The sequence below is a fragment of the Dickeya oryzae genome (assembly GCF_009372235.1).
GTDB classification, from domain to species: Bacteria; Pseudomonadota; Gammaproteobacteria; order Enterobacterales; family Enterobacteriaceae; genus Dickeya; species Dickeya oryzae.
The window spans coordinates 54,157-71,718 of sequence record NZ_ML762921.1; the positions used below are offsets into that span (position 1 = coordinate 54,157).

At 55.3% G+C, this 17,562-nt stretch carries 14 protein-coding genes; 6 read left to right on the top strand and 8 right to left on the bottom strand.

The features are described 5' to 3' along the window. Nucleotides 1-206 precede the first annotated feature (206 nt). The 3 genes from FAZ14_RS05465 (at nt 207) to FAZ14_RS05475 (ending at nt 2,919) form a co-directional block, all read left to right on the top strand. The gene (locus tag FAZ14_RS05465; protein ID WP_016940433.1) at nt 207-1,742 is read left to right on the top strand and encodes a methyl-accepting chemotaxis protein; all 1,536 of its coding nucleotides are present in this window, start codon (nt 207-209) and stop codon (nt 1,740-1,742) included. A gap of 158 nt (nt 1,743-1,900) precedes the next feature. Next, the gene (locus FAZ14_RS05470; protein ID WP_016940434.1) at nt 1,901-2,233 is read left to right on the top strand and encodes a FlxA-like family protein; all 333 of its coding nucleotides are present in this window, start codon (nt 1,901-1,903) and stop codon (nt 2,231-2,233) included. A 326-nt stretch (nt 2,234-2,559) separates the two neighbouring features. After that, nucleotides 2,560-2,919: a FlxA-like family protein gene (locus FAZ14_RS05475; RefSeq protein WP_016940435.1), complete on the top strand. Its 360-nt coding sequence runs from the start codon at nt 2,560-2,562 to the stop codon at nt 2,917-2,919. Nucleotides 2,920-3,058: 139 nt separating this feature from the next. Here the strand turns inward: FAZ14_RS05475 and FAZ14_RS05480 are convergent, their stop codons facing one another. The 5 genes from FAZ14_RS05480 to FAZ14_RS05500 all read right to left on the bottom strand — a co-directional run bounded on the left by FAZ14_RS05480 (nt 3,059) and on the right by FAZ14_RS05500 (nt 11,177). Further along, nucleotides 3,059-3,280 (bottom strand): DUF3820 family protein, encoded by a 222-nt coding sequence (locus FAZ14_RS05480; protein WP_016940436.1) that lies wholly within the window; start codon nt 3,278-3,280, stop codon nt 3,059-3,061. A gap of 6 nt (nt 3,281-3,286) precedes the next feature. Further along, complete coding sequence (gene ligA, locus FAZ14_RS05485; RefSeq protein WP_050567064.1) at nt 3,287-5,338, bottom strand: NAD-dependent DNA ligase LigA; 2,052 nt, start codon at nt 5,336-5,338, stop codon at nt 3,287-3,289. Between the two features lie 11 nt (nt 5,339-5,349). Continuing rightward, complete coding sequence (gene hldE, locus FAZ14_RS05490; RefSeq protein WP_016940438.1) at nt 5,350-6,777, bottom strand: bifunctional D-glycero-beta-D-manno-heptose-7-phosphate kinase/D-glycero-beta-D-manno-heptose 1-phosphate adenylyltransferase HldE; 1,428 nt, start codon at nt 6,775-6,777, stop codon at nt 5,350-5,352. Between the two features lie 114 nt (nt 6,778-6,891). Next, nucleotides 6,892-9,744 carry a bifunctional [glutamate--ammonia ligase]-adenylyl-L-tyrosine phosphorylase/[glutamate--ammonia-ligase] adenylyltransferase gene (gene glnE / locus FAZ14_RS05495; RefSeq protein ID WP_038925808.1) on the bottom strand — a complete coding sequence of 951 codons (2,853 nt, stop codon included), beginning with the start codon at nt 9,742-9,744 and terminating at the stop codon, nt 6,892-6,894. Nucleotides 9,745-9,845: 101 nt separating this feature from the next. Beyond that, nucleotides 9,846-11,177, bottom strand: coding sequence for a CYTH domain-containing protein (locus FAZ14_RS05500; RefSeq protein WP_029456138.1), 1,332 nt, complete (start codon nt 11,175-11,177; stop codon nt 9,846-9,848). 304 nt (nt 11,178-11,481) lie between these two features. On the opposite strand from FAZ14_RS05500, the gene FAZ14_RS05505 reads away from it, so the two are divergent. Continuing rightward, nucleotides 11,482-12,102, top strand: coding sequence for a TIGR04211 family SH3 domain-containing protein (locus FAZ14_RS05505; RefSeq protein WP_016940441.1), 621 nt, complete (start codon nt 11,482-11,484; stop codon nt 12,100-12,102). 171 nt (nt 12,103-12,273) lie between these two features. Further along, entirely contained in the window at nt 12,274-13,524 is a 1,251-nt protein-coding gene (locus tag FAZ14_RS05510; RefSeq protein ID WP_016940442.1) for a multifunctional CCA addition/repair protein, read from the top strand. Between the two features lie 93 nt (nt 13,525-13,617). Here the strand turns inward: FAZ14_RS05510 and bacA are convergent, their stop codons facing one another. After that, nucleotides 13,618-14,439: an undecaprenyl-diphosphate phosphatase gene (bacA, locus tag FAZ14_RS05515; protein WP_016940443.1), complete on the bottom strand. Its 822-nt coding sequence runs from the start codon at nt 14,437-14,439 to the stop codon at nt 13,618-13,620. A gap of 171 nt (nt 14,440-14,610) precedes the next feature. Further along, on the bottom strand, nt 14,611-14,973 hold the full coding sequence (folB, locus tag FAZ14_RS05520; protein WP_029456141.1) for a bifunctional dihydroneopterin aldolase/7,8-dihydroneopterin epimerase: 363 nt from the start codon (nt 14,971-14,973) through the stop codon (nt 14,611-14,613). A gap of 107 nt (nt 14,974-15,080) precedes the next feature. Here folB and plsY point away from each other — a divergent pair, with 107 nt between their 5' ends. Beyond that, nucleotides 15,081-15,722: a glycerol-3-phosphate 1-O-acyltransferase PlsY gene (gene plsY, locus FAZ14_RS05525; protein ID WP_012885987.1), complete on the top strand. Its 642-nt coding sequence runs from the start codon at nt 15,081-15,083 to the stop codon at nt 15,720-15,722. A 99-nt stretch (nt 15,723-15,821) separates the two neighbouring features. Here the strand turns inward: plsY and FAZ14_RS05530 are convergent, their stop codons facing one another. Continuing rightward, on the bottom strand, nt 15,822-17,408 hold the full coding sequence (locus FAZ14_RS05530) for a methyl-accepting chemotaxis protein (protein ID WP_153508180.1): 1,587 nt from the start codon (nt 17,406-17,408) through the stop codon (nt 15,822-15,824). Between the last annotated feature and the right edge of the window lie 154 nt (nt 17,409-17,562).

A 17,562-nucleotide genomic window follows, 5' to 3' on the forward strand; every position in this document is an offset into this window, starting at 1 on the left:
TAACCATTTTCAAAAACAAAAATGATGATCTTACACACCGTTAATGATCTCTCCTGACGGGTGCCCTGTTGCAGCCAGACAACACGCGGACTGCACCAAAAGGCCCGAAAGGCAGGTTTTCAACCGGTGTGATTAATCAGGCCACACTCACACGTTGGCTCTTTATTTTCATGACATATTACTGACACACAGCATCGGGGTTTCCAATGAGGGTTAATACACCTATTACACAACAGGAACACCTGTTGGATGACGACACAACATTAATGTCGACCACGGATGTTAAAAGCCACATCACTTACGCCAATTCCGCATTTATACGTATAAGCGGATTTGATGAAGATGAACTCATGGGGGCGCCGCACAATATTGTTCGTCATCCTGATATGCCCGTCGAAGCCTTTGCGGACATGTGGTACACCCTGCAACAAGGTGACAGTTGGACCGGGCTGGTAAAAAACCGTCGCAAAAACGGCGATCATTACTGGGTACGAGCTAATGTCACACCGGTTTATCATAACAACCACCTGACGGGCTATATTTCGGTTCGCAATACTCCCAAAGCAGCAGAAATTCAGGCGGCAGAACCGTTGTATGAAGCGGTACAAAATAAGCAAGCCCGCCACCTTCGTTTTTATAAAGGACTGGTAGTTCGTACCGGACTATTCTCTGTATTGTCATTATTCCAGCGCTTATCGGTACGCGGGCGATTACGGCTGGCGGTATTGTTCGGCGGCCTGGTGCCACTGGCTCTCACCCTACTGGGCGTCGGCACGGGCGTGTCTATTGCCGCGACACTCCTGCTCATGGTGGTGCTGGACTACTTTTTGCAACAACAAATCGCTCGCCCACTGCGTTTGATCCTGCGTCAGGCGCAGCAGGTAGTGTCTGGCCGCCGGGCGGATAGCATCCATCTCAACCGGGTAGACGAGATCGGGCTATTGCTGCGGGTTGTCAACCAGTTTGGGTTGAACCTGCATTCGCTGGTCAACGATGTCAGTACACAGGTTTCTGGCATTAACGACATCAGCCAGCAACTGGCCGACAGCAACAGCAACCTGAGCGTACGCACCGAAGAGACCGCCGCCAATCTGCAACAGACCGCCGCCGCTATCGAGCAAATTACGGTAGCGGTGCAGCAAAGCGCAGATACCGCCACACAAGCGACGCAGATGGCGCAAAACGCCAGTCACTCTGCCCGCAAAGGTGGCGACATCATGGCGGAAACCGTCAGCATGATGGAGTCGATTTCCAACGCCAGCCGCAAGATTGTCGATATTATCGGCGTCATCGACAGCATCGCGTTTCAGACAAATATTCTGGCGCTGAATGCGGCAGTAGAAGCAGCACGAGCGGGCGTAGAAGGGCGCGGTTTTGCCGTTGTAGCCGCGGAAGTGCGCAATCTGGCACAACATTCCGCTTCCGCCGCTCGCGAAATCAAGGCGTTGATCGACGCTAATATGGCGAGTGTTGAAACCGGCAGCGCACTGGTGGATAACGCCGGTCAACATATTCACGACATCATTCATGACGTGCAGCAGGTTGCCGCGATGATTAGCGAAATCAGCAATGCCACCCGGGAGCAGACCGAGGCGTTGTCGCTTATCAACGGCTCTATCGCCCAAATTGAACAGATGACTGTCGGCAATACCGGCATGGTCGATCAATCCGCTGAATTCTCCGCCAACCTCAGCAAACAGGCGCTGCGATTAACCGATGCCATTAACGTCTACGGGAAATGATGTCAGGTATACAGACACAATTCTTTACCTATCATCACGCTCAAAGAGTAGCCAGGTATCACGTTTTGGTTAATAATCACTCATAAGATCGCACCAGGTGCCGATAACAGAAATAGCAGGGACAGTCCCCTGCCAAGACGACCCAATCAGGAGGATGTATGCTGAGTCCAATTACCAGCTCTGCGTTTGCAGTGATGCCGGTGCCAGCATCCACCAGCGTCGAAACCAATACGGAACAAAAGGTTTCCGATCGCAACTTGCAAAGTCTGAAAGCTACTGAAACATCAGGTGAAAGCACCAAGAAGCAGCAGGAAACCACGATTAACGGGCAACAACAGTCGATGCAGGCTCAGATCGTTGTGATGCAAGGGCAGATCGCACAGTTGCAAAACCAGCAGGTTCAACAGCCGCAGGAAAGCAAACCGATGGTGCGGCCGGTTGAAGGGGTTAACCGCCCTTCTGCCGAACACGCTATCGACATCTATATCTGATTCGGTCTGTCAGACATACGGCCTACCCGAGCCCGCTGCCACCCAGCGGGCTTTTGCGTTTTAAGGCCGGGGAGACAACGGCAACACTGTAGTCAGCGAGGTTTTCGCCAGATTCGGTAGAAAGAAGTCGTTGATGTATGGCAATCATTGTTGTATGAGCAATCTTTAACCGGTAGCAGCGCATTTCACTGAAGGTGCGCGATAACAACCGCTATTATGCCGGTATATTTGTATATACTTCGTCAGGAAATCGAAAATCCGATAAGGCTATCGCGGTGCAATGCCGATAACGGTATAGCCGCTATGGCTATGTTCAGGAGGAATTTATGGCAGGTTCTATCGGCTCAGCAACATCAGCCGTTTCTGCGTCATCAGGCAGCAGTAGCGCCAGTGTTGATCAGCAGATTTCCCAGTTAAACAAGGAAATTCAATCGCTGACTAAGCAAGCGACCCAGCTGACTCAACAGGCGACAGAAGCAAAGACGGATGAAGAGCGCCAGCAGCTTGAGCAACAGCAAAAGATGATTCAGGCGCAAATCCAACAGATTCAGGCACAAATCCAGCAGTTGCAGCAGCAGAAAACACAACAGGCTCAGCAGTCAGCCGCCTCTGCAATGCAGTCGGCTACACCGAAAGAAGGCGTTAACATGCCGACGGATGAAAACAGCGTTAATATTTACATCTAATCTTTTCGCTGTCTGAATATTGTCTGGTATGAATAAAAGCATCATGTATCCTGATGATTCATGATGCTTTTTTATTTGCTAAAAAGGGTGTCGGCACCGGCGAATTACCAGCGCCATCAATACCTGTCAGGTTACTGTATCAGGGTGAGGGGCGGCGCAAAGGCTTAATCAGCCCCTGCAATCCTTCTATCTTGATAGCAAGGGTAATCTGCATCAATTCCCCCAGACGCCCGGCAGGGAATTCGCCCTTGCGGGCGAACCATAAGAGGTATTCTTCAGGTAAATCGACCAGCATACGTCCTTTATATTTGCCAAACGGCATCGGTGTAGTGGCAATTGCCAGCAGATCCTCTTTTTCCATATGAACTTACCCCAGCAGACGCATCATCTCCGCTTCATCGATGACAGCAATACCAAGCTCTTGTGCTTTGGCAAGTTTAGACCCCGCCGCCTCACCGGCAATCACCAGATCGGTTTTCTTCGACACACTCCCGCTGACTTTGGCCCCCAACGCCGTGAGACGATCTTTGGCTTCATCACGAGACAACTGGCTTAATGAGCCAGTCAATACCACCGTTTTCCCGGCAAACGGGCTCGTTGATGCCTCAACATCCACTCTCACCGGAGCCGGCCAGTGAATACCAACCTCATCGCTGATCAGTGCCTGGATGACCTGCTGGTTATGCGCTTCATTAAGAAAGTGACGCACATGCGTCGCCACGACGATGCCGACATCCTGCACCTGCTGCAATGCGTCCAGATCGGTCGCCTGCAACGCCTCTAACGTACCAAAGTGCGATGCCAGATTCGCCGCCGTCGCCTCACCCACATCGCGAATGCCTAACGCATACAGAAAACGGGCAAACGTGGTCGATTTCGCTTTATCCAGCGCACTCACCAGATTCTGTGCTGACTTCGGGCCCATGCGATCCAACCGGGTAAGGATACCGATATCCAACCGAAACAGATCTGCCGGTGTTTTGACGTACTCTTTCTCGACCAGTTGGTCGATAATTTTATCGCCCATCCCTTCCACATCCAGCGCACGGCGGGAAACAAAGTGCTTCAGTGCCTCTTTACGCTGCGCGGCGCAGAATAAACCGCCGGTACAGCGGGTCACCGCTTCCCCCTCTACTCGCTCCAGTTCAGAACCACATACCGGGCAGTGCTCAGGAAAGACGATGGGCCGTGCATCTGACGGGCGTTCTGACAACACCACGCTAACTACCTGCGGAATGACGTCACCGGCACGGCGCACCGCGACCCGATCGCCAATCTGAATCCCCAGACGTTCGATTTCATCGGCGTTGTGCAGTGTGGCGTTACTCACTACCACCCCAGCCACCGCCACCGGTTCGAGGCGCGCAACCGGTGTTATCGCACCGGTACGCCCGACCTGAAACTCCACATCACGCAACCAGGTCAACTGCTCCTGTGCCGGGAACTTGAAGGCCACCGCCCAGCGTGGTGCCCGCGCCACAAAGCCCAGCCGCTCCTGCAAGGCCAGCTCGTTGACTTTGATCACCACACCATCGATATCAAACCCCAACGTTTCGCGCTCGTGCTCCACCTGGCGATAGAAATCCAACACCGCCTCACTGCCAGTACACAGACGAATGCGATCACTGACCGGCAAACCCCAGTCGCGAAACTGCATCAACCGCTGCCAGTGGGTATCCGGTAGGGTGCCGCCTTCCACCAGCCCAACGCCATAACACAGGAAGGTCAACGGACGCGTGGCGGTAATACGCGGGTCTAACTGACGCAACGACCCTGCTGCGGCATTACGCGGGTTGGCGAACACTTTACCGCCAGTACGGCGCGCGTCTCCATTCAGGGCTTCAAACCCTTTGTGTTTCATGAACACTTCACCGCGCACTTCCAGCCGGGCCGGGATGTTGTCGCCATGCAAACGCAGCGGGATCGCGCCAATAGTCCGGATATTCGCGGTGATATTTTCACCCGTTGAGCCATCGCCACGTGTCGCGGCGCGCACCAACACGCCCTGCTCATACAACAGGCTGACGGCCAGCCCATCGAGTTTCAATTCACAGCAGAACGCCAGCTCAGTCTCATTTTTCAAGCGGTCGTTGATGCGTTTGCAAAACGCCAGAAAGCTGGCCTCGTCAAAGACGTTATCCAACGACAACATGGGTACGTCATGCGCGACGGTATCAAACGCATCCAGCGGCGCGGCCCCCACACGCTGAGTCGGCGAATCCGGCGTGACCAGCTCAGGGTGCGCCTGCTCCAGCGCTTTCAGCGTATTCATCAACGTGTCGTATTCTGCATCGGGAATCTCCGGCGCATCTTCGACATGGTATTTGTATTCGTGATAGCGCAGTTGGGCGCGCAGCGCCTCAACCTGTGCGGCAACCGTCGAGATGTCGTCGGCCGTCTTCGACTCTTTTTCCAGCATAAGTGCGCCCGTTAGTCTCTGGCTTTGATGGTGTTGATGATATTGGTGGTCGAGCAACCATCCTCAAAGTTCAGCACCCGTACTTCACCGCCATTGGCCCAGACTTCTTTGCTCCCGGCAATATCTTCCGGTTTGTAATCGCCGCCCTTCACCAAAATATCCGGTAATACTTCGCTAATCAGACGCTGTGGGGTGTCTTCTTCAAACGGCACCACCCAGTCCACCGCCTCCAACGCACCCAGCACGATCATCCGTTGCGTCAGCGGGTTAACCGGGCGAGTCGGCCCTTTCAGACGTTTGGTGGAATCATCACTGTTTACCGCCACGATCAGGCGGTCGCCCAGGCGGCGCGCGTTAGCCAGGTAGGAAACATGCCCGGCGTGCAAAATATCGAAACATCCGTTGGTCATGACCACCGTTTCGCCACGCTGGCGCGCCAGCGCTACCGCGTCTTTCAACTGCGCTTCGGTCATGACGCCAAAACCAGTATCGGCACGACCACGGATGGCATTTTCCAGTTCGATCGGCGTAACCGTAGAGGTACCGAGTTTACCCACGACGACACCCGCCGCCGCGTTAGCCAGGAAGCAGGCTTCCTCCAGTGGTTTACCCGCCGCCAACGCCGCCGCCAGTACACCAATCACGGTATCGCCCGCACCGGTCACGTCATACACTTCCTGCGCCTGCGTCGGCAGATGCAACGGCGCTTTACCCGGTTGCAGTAACGTCATGCCCTGCTCAGAGCGGGTCACCAGCAACGCGGACAGGTCCAGTTCCGCCAGCAGCTTCGCCCCACGCTCCACCAGATCATTTTCATCTTTACAGCGCCCGGCTACTGCTTCGAACTCCGACAGGTTCGGCGTCAGTAACGTCGCTCCGCGGTAACGATTGAAATCGGTACCTTTCGGGTCGATCAACACCGGTACACCCGCAGCTCTGGCGGTTTGGATCATGGTTTGTACATGCACCAACGCCCCTTTGGCGTAATCGGACAGCACCAACGCGCCGATTTTCGGCAATGCCTGTTGGATACGGTCGATCATCGGTTGCGGATCGACACTGTCGAACCCCTCTTCAAAATCGAGGCGGATCAACTGCTGGTTACGCGACAGTACGCGCAGTTTGGTGATAGTCGGATGAGTGGGAACAGAAACGAAATCGCATTTGACGTTGACTTCGTTCAATTTGGCGCTCAGGGCGCGGGCGGCATCATCGATACCGGTTAACCCCACCAAACGCGACCCTGCGCCCAGCGCAGCGATATTCATTGCCACGTTAGCCGCGCCGCCGGGACGTTCTTCGATGGTATCCACCTTAACCACCGGTACCGGCGCTTCCGGCGAAATACGGCTGGTAGGGCCGTACCAGTAGCGGTCCAGCATTACGTCACCCACGACCAGAACACCGGCGTGGCGAAAATCAGGTAGCGTTACTTTCATTCCCTGGCTCCAAAAACAGGTTCATTTTAACGCGCGCTATACTACCACAACTACCACTCTCAGCTATCACACTCACCGGGTAGCCACCGCCCTGACGGGCGTTTTGCACGCGCCTTACTCCAGCCACGTTTTCCAGCTCTGCAACACCTGCTGCCGTTCGGCGGTGAAACTATCCTGTCCGACCCGACTGGGTAACTCCTGCAACGCCAGATGATGGATTTCATCACGCAGGGTGATGTAAGCCAGTCGCAGCGCCTCAGCTTCAGCCTCTTCCATCACGCCGTGGCGAGCCAGCAATTCCAGAATGCGCACGTTGTCAGACCAACGCGTTAATCGCGGCTCCTGTGCTGCATAGCGCAACACCAGATACTGCGCGATAAATTCGATATCGGTAATCCCGCCAGCGTCCGCTTTAATATCGAACCCCATGTCCTTACTGGCGTGATGCTGACGCATCTTTTCGCGCATTTCCCGTACTTCGGTGCGCAAAGCGTCGCCGTCACGCTCACGACATAAAATACGCTGGCGGATCTGTTCGAACTGCTGCTGTATGGCAGGCTCGCCATACACAACCCGGGCGCGGACCAGAGCCTGATGCTCCCAGGTCCAGGCTTCGTTACACTGATAGTCTTCAAACGCCGCCACGGTACTCACCAGCATGCCCGCTGCCCCCGAAGGCCTTAAACGCGCATCCACCTCGTACAAAATGCCGGACGAGGTACGGGTACTAAAGAGATGCATCACGCGCTGGGCCAGGCGCAGGTAGAACTGGCGGCCATCAATACTGCGCTCACCGTCGGTCATCACGTTATCGGGGCAATCGATCAGAAACACCAGGTCCAGATCCGAACTGTAGCCCAGTTCCCAGCCCCCCAACTTGCCATACCCTACAACCGCGAAGCCTCGCCCGGATTCAGCATGCAAATGGGTCGGCTGGCCGTAACGCGTTGTCATCTGGCTCCACGCCTGCTGCACGACCGCCGCGATGATGGCCTCCGCCAGATAGGTTAAGTGATCACTCACTTTCATGACCGGCAATGCACCGACGATATCGGCAGCAGCAATACGCAAATGCTGTGCTTGTTTGAACTGACGCAGGGCTTCCAGTTGCTGCTCCTCATCGTCTGTCGGTACGCGCATCAGGTATTGACGCAGTTCATCGGCGTAAGCATCCAGGGCGATGGGTTGATACAGACTGGCGGGGTCGAGCAGTTCATCCAGCAGCAACGGATAGCGTGCCAGTTGGCTTGCTATCATCGGCGATACAGCACACAGCCGGATCAACTGCGTTAATGCCGCACGTGATTCCAGCAACAGCTCCAGATAGGTCGTACGGGTGACAATCCCCAGCAACAACGGCGTCAGGCGCGCTACGATAACATCAGCATTGGCATGACCGCAGGCCTGCGCCAACAACGCGGGCATCAGTTGATCCAACACGTCACGACCACGGGGCCCGATCGTACGGCGAGATAAATCGGCACGAAAATCCGCCACCCGAATCAGTAAACGCTCACCTACTTCGGCAGTCAGTTGCGGTGACAACACCGACAGTTCTGCACTCTCCAGACCATCCTGCCACAAACTGCTGTAATGACTGTGTTCCGGGGTTTCGCTGCCATCAGGCGCGTCATCACCAATCAATTCATGGAACACCGCACGTACCACCTGCATCTGCTGATGTAAGTGTTCACTCAGTTGCTGCCAGTTGTCACAACGCATCCCCCATGCTAGCCGCGCCTGATTCAGCGCGTCTTCCGGCAAGGTTTGTGTTTGCTCATCGGCGATCGATTGCAGCAGGTTCTCCAGCCGCCTTAAAAACAGATAAGCCTCGCGCAACCGGGTCGCCTGCTCCGGGGTCAATAACCCTAGTGCGCCCACTTGCTCCAGCGTCGGTAACAGAGATCGCCCTTGCAAAATAGGTTCACGGCCACCCCGAATCAACTGGAATACCTGGGTGATGAATTCCACTTCACGGATGCCGCCCGCCCCCAGCTTGATGTTGTTACGCAAATCACGCCGGCGCACTTCGCGGGCGATCATGCTCTTCATGTTGCGTAGCGACTGGATCACACTGAAATCGATATAACGGCGGAACACAAACGGCCGTAACAGACGGATCAATTCCTGACTGTAATGGTCATCATCGCCGCCCATCAGCCGGGCTTTGACCATCGCATAACGTTCCCAGTCACGCCCTTGTTCCTGATAGTAATCTTCCAGCGCGGCAAAGCTCATCACCAGCGGGCCGCTGTCACCAAACGGCCGCAGACGCATATCAACGCGATACACAAACCCGTCTACCGTCGGCTGGTCCAGCGCTTTAATCAACCGTTGTCCAAGACGGGTAAAAAACTGGGCGTTATCCAGTTCACGACGCCCGCCCTGAGTCTGGCCATTTTCGGGATACGCGAAAATCAGGTCGATATCCGAAGAAAAATTAAGCTCACCGCCCCCCAGTTTCCCCATCCCTAAAATCAACAACGGTTGCGGTTCGCCCTCCGCATTGCATGGCGTCCCCCACTCACGGCAACAGGCGTCATACAGCCACTGTCGGGCGGCAACGATCAATGCCTCTGCCAGTACACTCAATTGTTGCAATGTCTCGTCCGTGGTACTGAGTTGTAGCCATTGCCCCCAGGCAATGCGCGTCAACATACGACGCCTGAACAGACGCAGCGCCTTCATTAACGTCGCCTCGTCCGTGACATCGCCCAGCGCTTGCGACAACCACTGCGCATAGTGCTGCCACTCCTGCGCTTGAGGGGGTTGCCGGGTTATCTCCTCTCGCCAGTCCGGGTAACGTGCCAGCGACTCACTGACAAACTCGCTACAGGCCAGCACTGCCGCCGCACTGTCGTCGGCTATCGGCGTGGGAGCGGCACTCAACGCACGCTCCACCTCGTGGCGAGCCTGTTCAGTCAAGGATGCAGAGAGCGGAAATAGTGATGCGGGACGACAGGTCATGGCGATATCCTTGCACAGCTGCCCCGTCAGGCAGCCTCAATACGGGGTAAACCGGGGCGGTGGCTCCAGAACCAGCGCGCCCCGAATGGCGATAGTCTGGACTATTGGCCGCTATGCAGCCAAAACGGCGGCTGGGCGAGGGCCTGCTTGCGGCTGTTCTCCAGCATTCCAGGCACCACCTGGCCGACGGACAGCGACTCAATCAGTTGCATCAACTCACGCCACGGCTGCAAATAGCGCGTCGCCTCCTCTTGTGAATAGCTTCCGCCCAGTAGCAAAAAGGTATACACACCGCGCTGTAGACGTGGCAGTTGCTGGGTGTAATGCAACGCATCCAGTGAGTGACTGAATACCGCTTTCAGTTCAGCCAGCCCCCGACTCATCATGATGTCGGCAAAGCGCTTCCAGGAACTCTGCAGACGCATCAGTTCACGGTTGTCCATATAGTTGTGCCATCCCTGCTTGACCAACCATGAGGTCAGGATCAGCTTATCCTTCAGGTAATCGACGCTATAGCAGAGCGTATCCGCCGTTTCCGTGCGTTCGATCGCCTCTTCAAGATGGCCCAACGCAGCACGGAACTCCGCGGTCACTTTACGCGGCACCACACCGCCTATCAGTACCAGCAATTCACGCATCATGGCACCGGCTTCCAGCAACGCCGGGCGAGCAGTGGCATCACCACGCGCCCATAGCTCCTCATGGTATTGCCAGTGGCTGAAAGCATGCTCCAGTCCGGCAGCGATACCCTGATCAAGCGTCATTTTGGGCGCTACCGGCAGAAATGTCAGTTCGCGGCAGGGCCGGACCGGATTGCCTTTCGCCAGATGATAACCACGCGCTGCTTTGCTCAGGCTGCCTTGTCGCAAGCCGCCGATATCAGCCAATTCGTTGGCAAACGCCAGCAAGTCCGCAACACGACCGTTTTTCAACTCCAGTTCCAGTTCACACAACGGTTCGCTACACTCACCGGCGCGGATCTCGCCCTCATCGACAGCAATTTCGATCAGGCTCTGGTGATGAGACACCACCCAGGCTTCACGCTGAAAATCTGTACTGAACAGCGGTTGCAATGCCTGCGAAAGTACGTCAATGTCACAGCCTTCAGGCCAAATTTCTGGCGGCAACAGGCGAATATCCAGGTGAGGCCCCGGCAGACTCACGTTGTATTCCGGGTGCTGGTGTAACCCCCCCACCACTTTTCCCGCGGTTTTCACCGTCATCTCATAACGGCCATTTTCACCCCGAATACGCAGCCCGATACCATGCTGACGCAGATAGCCATCCGCCGTTTCGTAATAGCTATTGGCCAGTTGCTGCGTATGCAGATGGTTGCTGTGCCCCACATCGCTCTGCCAGCTTTTCAGCCCTTGTCTGATCGCCGCTGCGGCATCAGGGTGAATAATAAATTTTAATTCAATCTCTTCGCTCATCGTCTCGCACTGCCCGGGTGTTACGGAAATATCGCCAGTAAATAACATTTTATCGCAGGTTGCCACTTTTACGGCATGGCGGCGCACATACCCTGCGAAGGCGCTCGCAAAGCCGGTGTAACCGCTGTGTATTCATTGTCGATTGCCATTGGCAATGGCTGGATAACGCCTCCTGATTCAATGCCCATCAGGATAGGTTCTAAGACAGTTCCCATTCAGGTTTGGCAACGTCATCGTCAGACTGGGCCCGCTAACTTTATACTCCCTGCAAAATAATCCCTGCGAACTTAATATATTGAATATGATGAATAAACTATCCTTTTTCCTCACCGCCCTGCTGGGTCTGTCCACCACGTTGAGCCTGCATGCGCAAGAAAAGCGCTATATCTCCGACGAACTGGTGACCTACACCCGCAGCGGGCCGGGCAATCAATACCGTATCATCGGTACCTTGAATGCCGGTGAAGCCGTCACACTGGTTAGCGTCAACGACAGTGCGAATTACGCCGAGATTCGCGATGACAAAGGCCGCACCAGTTGGATTCCTCTTGACCAACTCAGCCAGACCCCTAGCCTGAAAACCCGGGTGCCGGAACTGGAAAACCAGGTAAAAAGCCTGACAGATAAGCTCAATAGCGTTGACCAGGACTGGAACCAGCGCACCACCGATCTGCGCCAGAAGGTCGCGAGCAGCGACAGTACTCTCGCCTCGCTACAGCAGGAAAACCAAACGCTGAAAACGCAACTGAATGTCGCGCAGAAAAAACTTGAGGTCGCCAACCTGCAACTGGACGATAAGCAGCGCACGCTGATCATGCAGTGGTTCATGTACGGTGGTGGCGTGGCCGGTGGTGGTCTGTTGCTGGGATTGCTGCTGCCACATCTGTTGCCCCGGCGCAAAAAAAACGACCGCTGGATGGGGTAAGACCTGAACACGGGATCGCCAGTTATACCGATGTGCCGTTGTGTTCAGGAAGCAGTTAATCAACAATAACCTCTGTGACCGTTAGCGACCCTATCGGCTACCGCTAACGTGTGTTCCATTTATCGACACAGCCTAAACTTATCGACACAGCATAAACATCGGGAGCCGGGTTTGAAGATTTACCTTGTAGGGGGTGCAGTGCGTGATGGCCTGTTAGGCAGGCCGGTCACCGAGCGCGATTGGGTCGTGGTCGGTGCCACGCCAGAAATGCTGTCAGAGCAAGGTTATCAGCAGGTTGGCCGTGATTTTCCGGTATTCCTGCACCCAGAAACGAAAGAGGAATACGCACTGGCGCGTACTGAACGCAAATCCGGCAATGGCTATACCGGGTTTATTTGTCAGGCGACACCGAACATTACTCTGGAAGACGACCTGCTACGGCGCGACCTGACCATTAATGCCATCGCGCAAGCGGAAAACGGACAACTCATCGACCCGTATGGCGGTCAGCGCGATCTGCAAAACCGGCTCCTGCGCCATGTCTCGCCAGCCTTTAGTGAAGACCCGCTACGGGTGCTGCGGGTCGCGCGTTTTGCTGCCCGCTATGCTCACCTCGGTTTTCAGATTGCCGAAGAAACCCTGATCCTGATGCAGACCATGACCCGTAACGGCGAGCTGGATTTCCTGACGCCGGAGCGAGTCTGGAAAGAAACGGAAAAAGCCCTCGGCACGCAAGATCCTCAGGTCTATTTTCAGGTGCTACGCGACTGTGGCGCGCTGGCTGTCTTGTTCCCCGAAATCGATAAGCTCTATGGGGTACCCGCTCCCGCGACCTGGCATCCGGAAATCGACACCGGTATCCACGTAATGATGAGTCTGGCTATGGCCGCCCGTCTTAGTCCAGCGCTCGATGTCCGCTTCGCCACACTGTGTCATGACCTTGGCAAAGGGCTGACACCGCCTGAACTCTGGCCGCGCCATCACGGCCACGGTGCCGCAGGTGTACCGCTGGTCGAGGCGTTATGCCAGCGCTTGCGGGTGCCAAATGCCTTGCGCGACCTGGCCTGTCTGGTAACCGAGTACCATGACCTGATCCACACCGTGCAGATACTGCAACCCAAAACACTGCTTAAGTTATTTGACGCGATTGACGTCTGGCGTAAACCCCAGCGGCTGGAGCAATTGATCCTCGCCAGCGAAGCGGATGCACGCGGGCGCGCCGGGCTTGAACAACAGCCCTATCCGCAAGGCGACTATCTGCGTGACGCTTTTGCCGTCGCCAGCCAGATAACCAGTGCAGAGGTGGTGGCCGACGGGTTTCAGCATGCGGCGATCAGAGAAGAGCTACAGCGCCGTCGACATCACGCGCTGGAGGAGTGGAAAGCCCAACGTGCAGAAAACACGACCGGGCCACACACATAACACCACGATGATTGGTGTCGTCGATCGTATTGTCGTCGTCGATCGTATTGGTGTTGTCGCCGGGGAGCATGGATTCCCCCGGCGACATGGGCATCACATCAGTACCAGCCACACCACCGCCGCCACAATAAAGCGGTAAATCGCGAACGGCACAAAAGACACGCGCTTAATTAACTGCAGGAAGGTTTTGATAGCGATCATCGCCACCACAAACGCGGTCACAAAACCGGTTACAAACATCGGCAAGTCGGACAACGACAGGAAATGCCAGCTTTTGTACAAATCTAACCCGCTCGCCCCCAGCATGATAGGCACCGCGAGGATAAAGGAGAACTCAGACGCCGCATAACGGTTCACGCCGACCAACATCCCACCGGAAATGGTCGCGCCAGAGCGAGAAAAACCCGGCCACAGCGCCAGACACTGAAAGCAGCCGATCAGGAATGCCTGAAGATAGCTGATGTCGTCCAACCCTTCCGCTGTAGGTTTGTTCGGTTTGCGCCACTCCGCCAGCAATAGTAATACGCCGCCAGCCACCAGCGCGTAAGTCACCGTCACCGGATTAAACAGCGACTTGATGGCGTCATGCAATACCAGCCCCAACACAACCGCAGGGATCATCGCCAGTATAATGTGCGCCAGCGTCAGATGGCCTTTACCACGCCCTTCATGCTGGGGCGGCTGACCAAAATGAATGCCAATCAGGCCGAACATCCGCCGCCAGAACACTACCACGACAGCCAGAATCGACCCTAACTGAATAATGACTTCAAACGTCTTGGCGGTGTCACCCTCAAACCCCAGCCAATGACCCACAATAATCATATGCCCGGTGGATGACACCGGTAGAAACTCGGTGAGCCCTTCCACCACCCCAAGAATGAACGCCACCAGCAACGAATGCAGATCCGCCATCGACCGTTAACTCCCTACCTGCCACATAAAAAAGCGGCCTTGCTACCAGCAAGCCGCAACGTATAACGCACATCGAATGATGTCCCTTAAGGACACAACTTAAAGTAAAGATATTATCTTTTAATTACCTTAAGAACGGTCTGTGTTTATGCCGAAATAATCACCAACCGATCACGCCGATGGCCGAACGCCACGTTCAATGACTACACCGACGCTGCGTGCTTGCGCCACCGCACCAGGCTTACTGACTTTCAGCCGTAACCAGGGAATGCCAAACCGTTGCATCAACCCTGCGGCTACCTCTTCTGCGACACGTTCCACCAGCGCAAAACGTCCACCGGCCACCCACTCAATCACGGACTCGCTCACTTCGGCATAATTCAGACAATCCGTTACCTCATCGCTGGCGGCCGGAGGGCGGTTGTCCCAGGCCATTTCGATATCGAACACCAATTTCTGCTGGATGCTCTGTTCCCAGTCATACGCACCGATCGTGGTGATTACGCTGAGTTCTTCAATAAACACGATGTCCATCACGTCATCCCCTGTTTTTAGCGCCGCCGGATACCACTTCCGGCAGAAAGTGCGTATTATCCACAGATGCTGAAGTTAAAACGACCTTTATTGGACGGAAGCCGTTTATGAGTGTTATCGCGCCCGGAATGATTCTCGTCGCGTATCTGTGTGGCTCGATCTCCAGTGCGATCCTGATTTGTCGTATTGCCGGGTTGCCCGATCCGCGCGAACACGGTTCCGGCAATCCCGGTGCCACCAACGTACTGCGCATCGGCGGTAAGGCTGCTGCTGCCGCGGTATTGGTTTTCGACATTCTCAAAGGGATGCTGCCGGTATGGGGCGCTTACGCGCTGGGCAGTTCACCGCTGTATCTCGGTCTGACGGCGATTGCAGCCTGCCTTGGGCATATCTACCCGGTGTTTTTTCACTTTCGTGGCGGCAAAGGGGTCGCGACCGCATTTGGTGCCATCGCGCCTATCGGTTGGGATCTGACGGGGTTGATGACCGGTACCTGGTTACTGACGGTGCTGTTAAGCGGCTACTCCTCGTTGGGTGCGATTGTCAGCGCACTGATAGCCCCGTTTTATGTCTGGTGGTTCAAGCCGCAGTTCACCTTCCCGGTGGCCATGCTCTCTTGCCTTATCCTGATGCGTCATCACGATAATATCCAACGCCTGTGGCGTGGACAGGAAGGCAAAATCTGGAAAAAGCTCCGTCGTAATCGCCATTCGGCGGACGATACACCTGATGAGCACGACGCCTCCTGACGGTTTCCTGAACGTAAAACTGAATCTAAAAAAGAAGCGACCAGTCGGCCGCTTCTTTTTTATCATGACTATGATTCTGTCAGGATGATGAACGGTGGCTTAGTAACGCCCTAATGCAGCCATCGTCTGTGGCTCCAGCCGGAACTGGGCCATGCTGGCCGCCAGTTCACGCGCCTGTTCTTCCAGCGATCGGGTCGCTGCCGCCGACTCTTCCACCAGCGATGCATTCTGCTGTGCAACGGAATCCATCTGCGATACGGCCTGGTTTACTTGTTCGATGCCGTTGCTTTGCTCGCGGGTCGCCGTAGAGATTTCACGCATCAGCGTTGTCACCTGAGATACGGACAACGCCACCTCACTCATGGTTTCCCCGGCAATACGAGCGATATCCGTCCCTTCGTTGACCTGAACTTGCGAATCCTGCATCAGCACTTTAATTTCTTTGGCGGACTGGGCGCTGCGTTGTGCCAGATTGCGCACCTCGCCAGCCACCACCGCGAAACCACGGCCCTGCTCTCCGGCTCGTGCCGCTTCTACCGCCGCATTCAGTGCCAGAATATTGGTCTGAAAAGCGATACCGTCGATCATCGCCAGAATGTCGGCCACGCGTGCCGCCGTGGCGGAAATCATCTGCATTTTATCCAGCATCTGGTCAGCAGCTTCACGCCCTTTACCTGCAATATCCGAGACCTGCTGTGTCAACAGGTAAGCCTGATCAGCGCTATCAGCATTCAACTTCACGGTAGACGCTAACTGCTCCATACTGGCGGCCGTCTCCTCCAGCGAGGCCGCCGACTCTTCGGTGCGCTCCGCTAAATGGCTGTTGCCAGAGGCCAGTTCGCTGGTGCCAATATCAATCTGGCTACCTGCGTCACGCACTCGCCCCACCGCAATAGCCAGCGACTGCTGCATGGATTTCATCGCCCGAATCAGTCGGCCGATTTCATTGTTACCGCCATCTTCAATCGTGCGTGACAGATCGCCCTGCGCAATCACCTCAAGCTGCTGTACCGCACCGTCCAGCGGACGTAACACTATCTGCCGGATGGCCCACCAGGCTATCCCAGCCAGCAACAGGGCAATGGCAAAGACTCCCCCCATCGTCCACAGTCGGCTATAAGCCAGCTCGTCTGCCTGCAGCAACAGGTTTTCCCCCACCTGCAACGCAAAATTGCGGAAATCGGTGATGGCTGAATCCATGTTGATACTCAACGCTGGCAGCGTATCCTGCGTCAGGGAATAGTAGTTATCCAGATTGTCGCTCTTTAACGCGGCGACCAACGGTGTCATGCCCTGACGGTCATACGCGTCATAAGCCACTTTGATCTGTTCAGCCAGTTCCGCACCGCGTTTGGTCACCGTGCCATACGCCAGAAAACGCGCCATCTCCCGATGCGACTGATTGACATAATCCTCAACACGCCGAAGGGTATCCCGCGCCTGATCAATCAACCCAATCTCATAGAGTCTGGCGGCCTGTGATGCCGCCGTTCTGGCCCGCAACGCAGCGGTATAGCTTGACGACAGCGCACTGAGCTCCTTGCCCTGAATTTTGTCGATAGACACTAATGACCGGTTCCCCTGACTAATCGCACTGGTGCCAATACCAACAACGATCGCCAGCAACACCAGCATAATGATCCCCACTACCAGCAGGCCATGTCTGACCGTAATGCTCTTTAGCATCGGTACTCTCCCCTGTAATTCAACACCATAAAAACAACCAATAATGAAATAGCGATCCCGCCTCGTTACCCGACACACTTGCTGGTACGCCACAGCACCTGTCTGGTGACACGATTCAGGACTGACATTTATCGGAATACAGCTAATTGTTCTT

What these genes read in the sequence shown, in the direction of transcription:
- FAZ14_RS05470 (WP_016940434.1), top strand. Translation starts at nt 1,901, where the DNA reads ATGCTGAGTCCAATTACCAGCTCTGCGTTTGCAGTGATGCCGGTGCCA.
- bacA (WP_016940443.1), bottom strand. Translation starts at nt 14,439, where the DNA reads ATGGCGGATCTGCATTCGTTGCTGGTGGCGTTCATTCTTGGGGTGGTG.
- FAZ14_RS05505 (WP_016940441.1), top strand. Translation starts at nt 11,482, where the DNA reads ATGAATAAACTATCCTTTTTCCTCACCGCCCTGCTGGGTCTGTCCACC.
- FAZ14_RS05465 (WP_016940433.1), top strand. Translation starts at nt 207, where the DNA reads ATGAGGGTTAATACACCTATTACACAACAGGAACACCTGTTGGATGAC.
- folB (WP_029456141.1), bottom strand. Translation starts at nt 14,973, where the DNA reads ATGGACATCGTGTTTATTGAAGAACTCAGCGTAATCACCACGATCGGT.
- hldE (WP_016940438.1), bottom strand. Translation starts at nt 6,777, where the DNA reads ATGAAAGTAACGCTACCTGATTTTCGCCACGCCGGTGTTCTGGTCGTG.
- FAZ14_RS05480 (WP_016940436.1), bottom strand. Translation starts at nt 3,280, where the DNA reads ATGGAAAAAGAGGATCTGCTGGCAATTGCCACTACACCGATGCCGTTT.
- glnE (WP_038925808.1), bottom strand. Translation starts at nt 9,744, where the DNA reads ATGACCTGTCGTCCCGCATCACTATTTCCGCTCTCTGCATCCTTGACT.
- FAZ14_RS05475 (WP_016940435.1), top strand. Translation starts at nt 2,560, where the DNA reads ATGGCAGGTTCTATCGGCTCAGCAACATCAGCCGTTTCTGCGTCATCA.
- plsY (WP_012885987.1), top strand. Translation starts at nt 15,081, where the DNA reads ATGAGTGTTATCGCGCCCGGAATGATTCTCGTCGCGTATCTGTGTGGC.
- ligA (WP_050567064.1), bottom strand. Translation starts at nt 5,338, where the DNA reads ATGCTGGAAAAAGAGTCGAAGACGGCCGACGACATCTCGACGGTTGCC.
- FAZ14_RS05500 (WP_029456138.1), bottom strand. Translation starts at nt 11,177, where the DNA reads ATGAGCGAAGAGATTGAATTAAAATTTATTATTCACCCTGATGCCGCA.
- FAZ14_RS05530 (WP_153508180.1), bottom strand. Translation starts at nt 17,408, where the DNA reads ATGCTAAAGAGCATTACGGTCAGACATGGCCTGCTGGTAGTGGGGATC.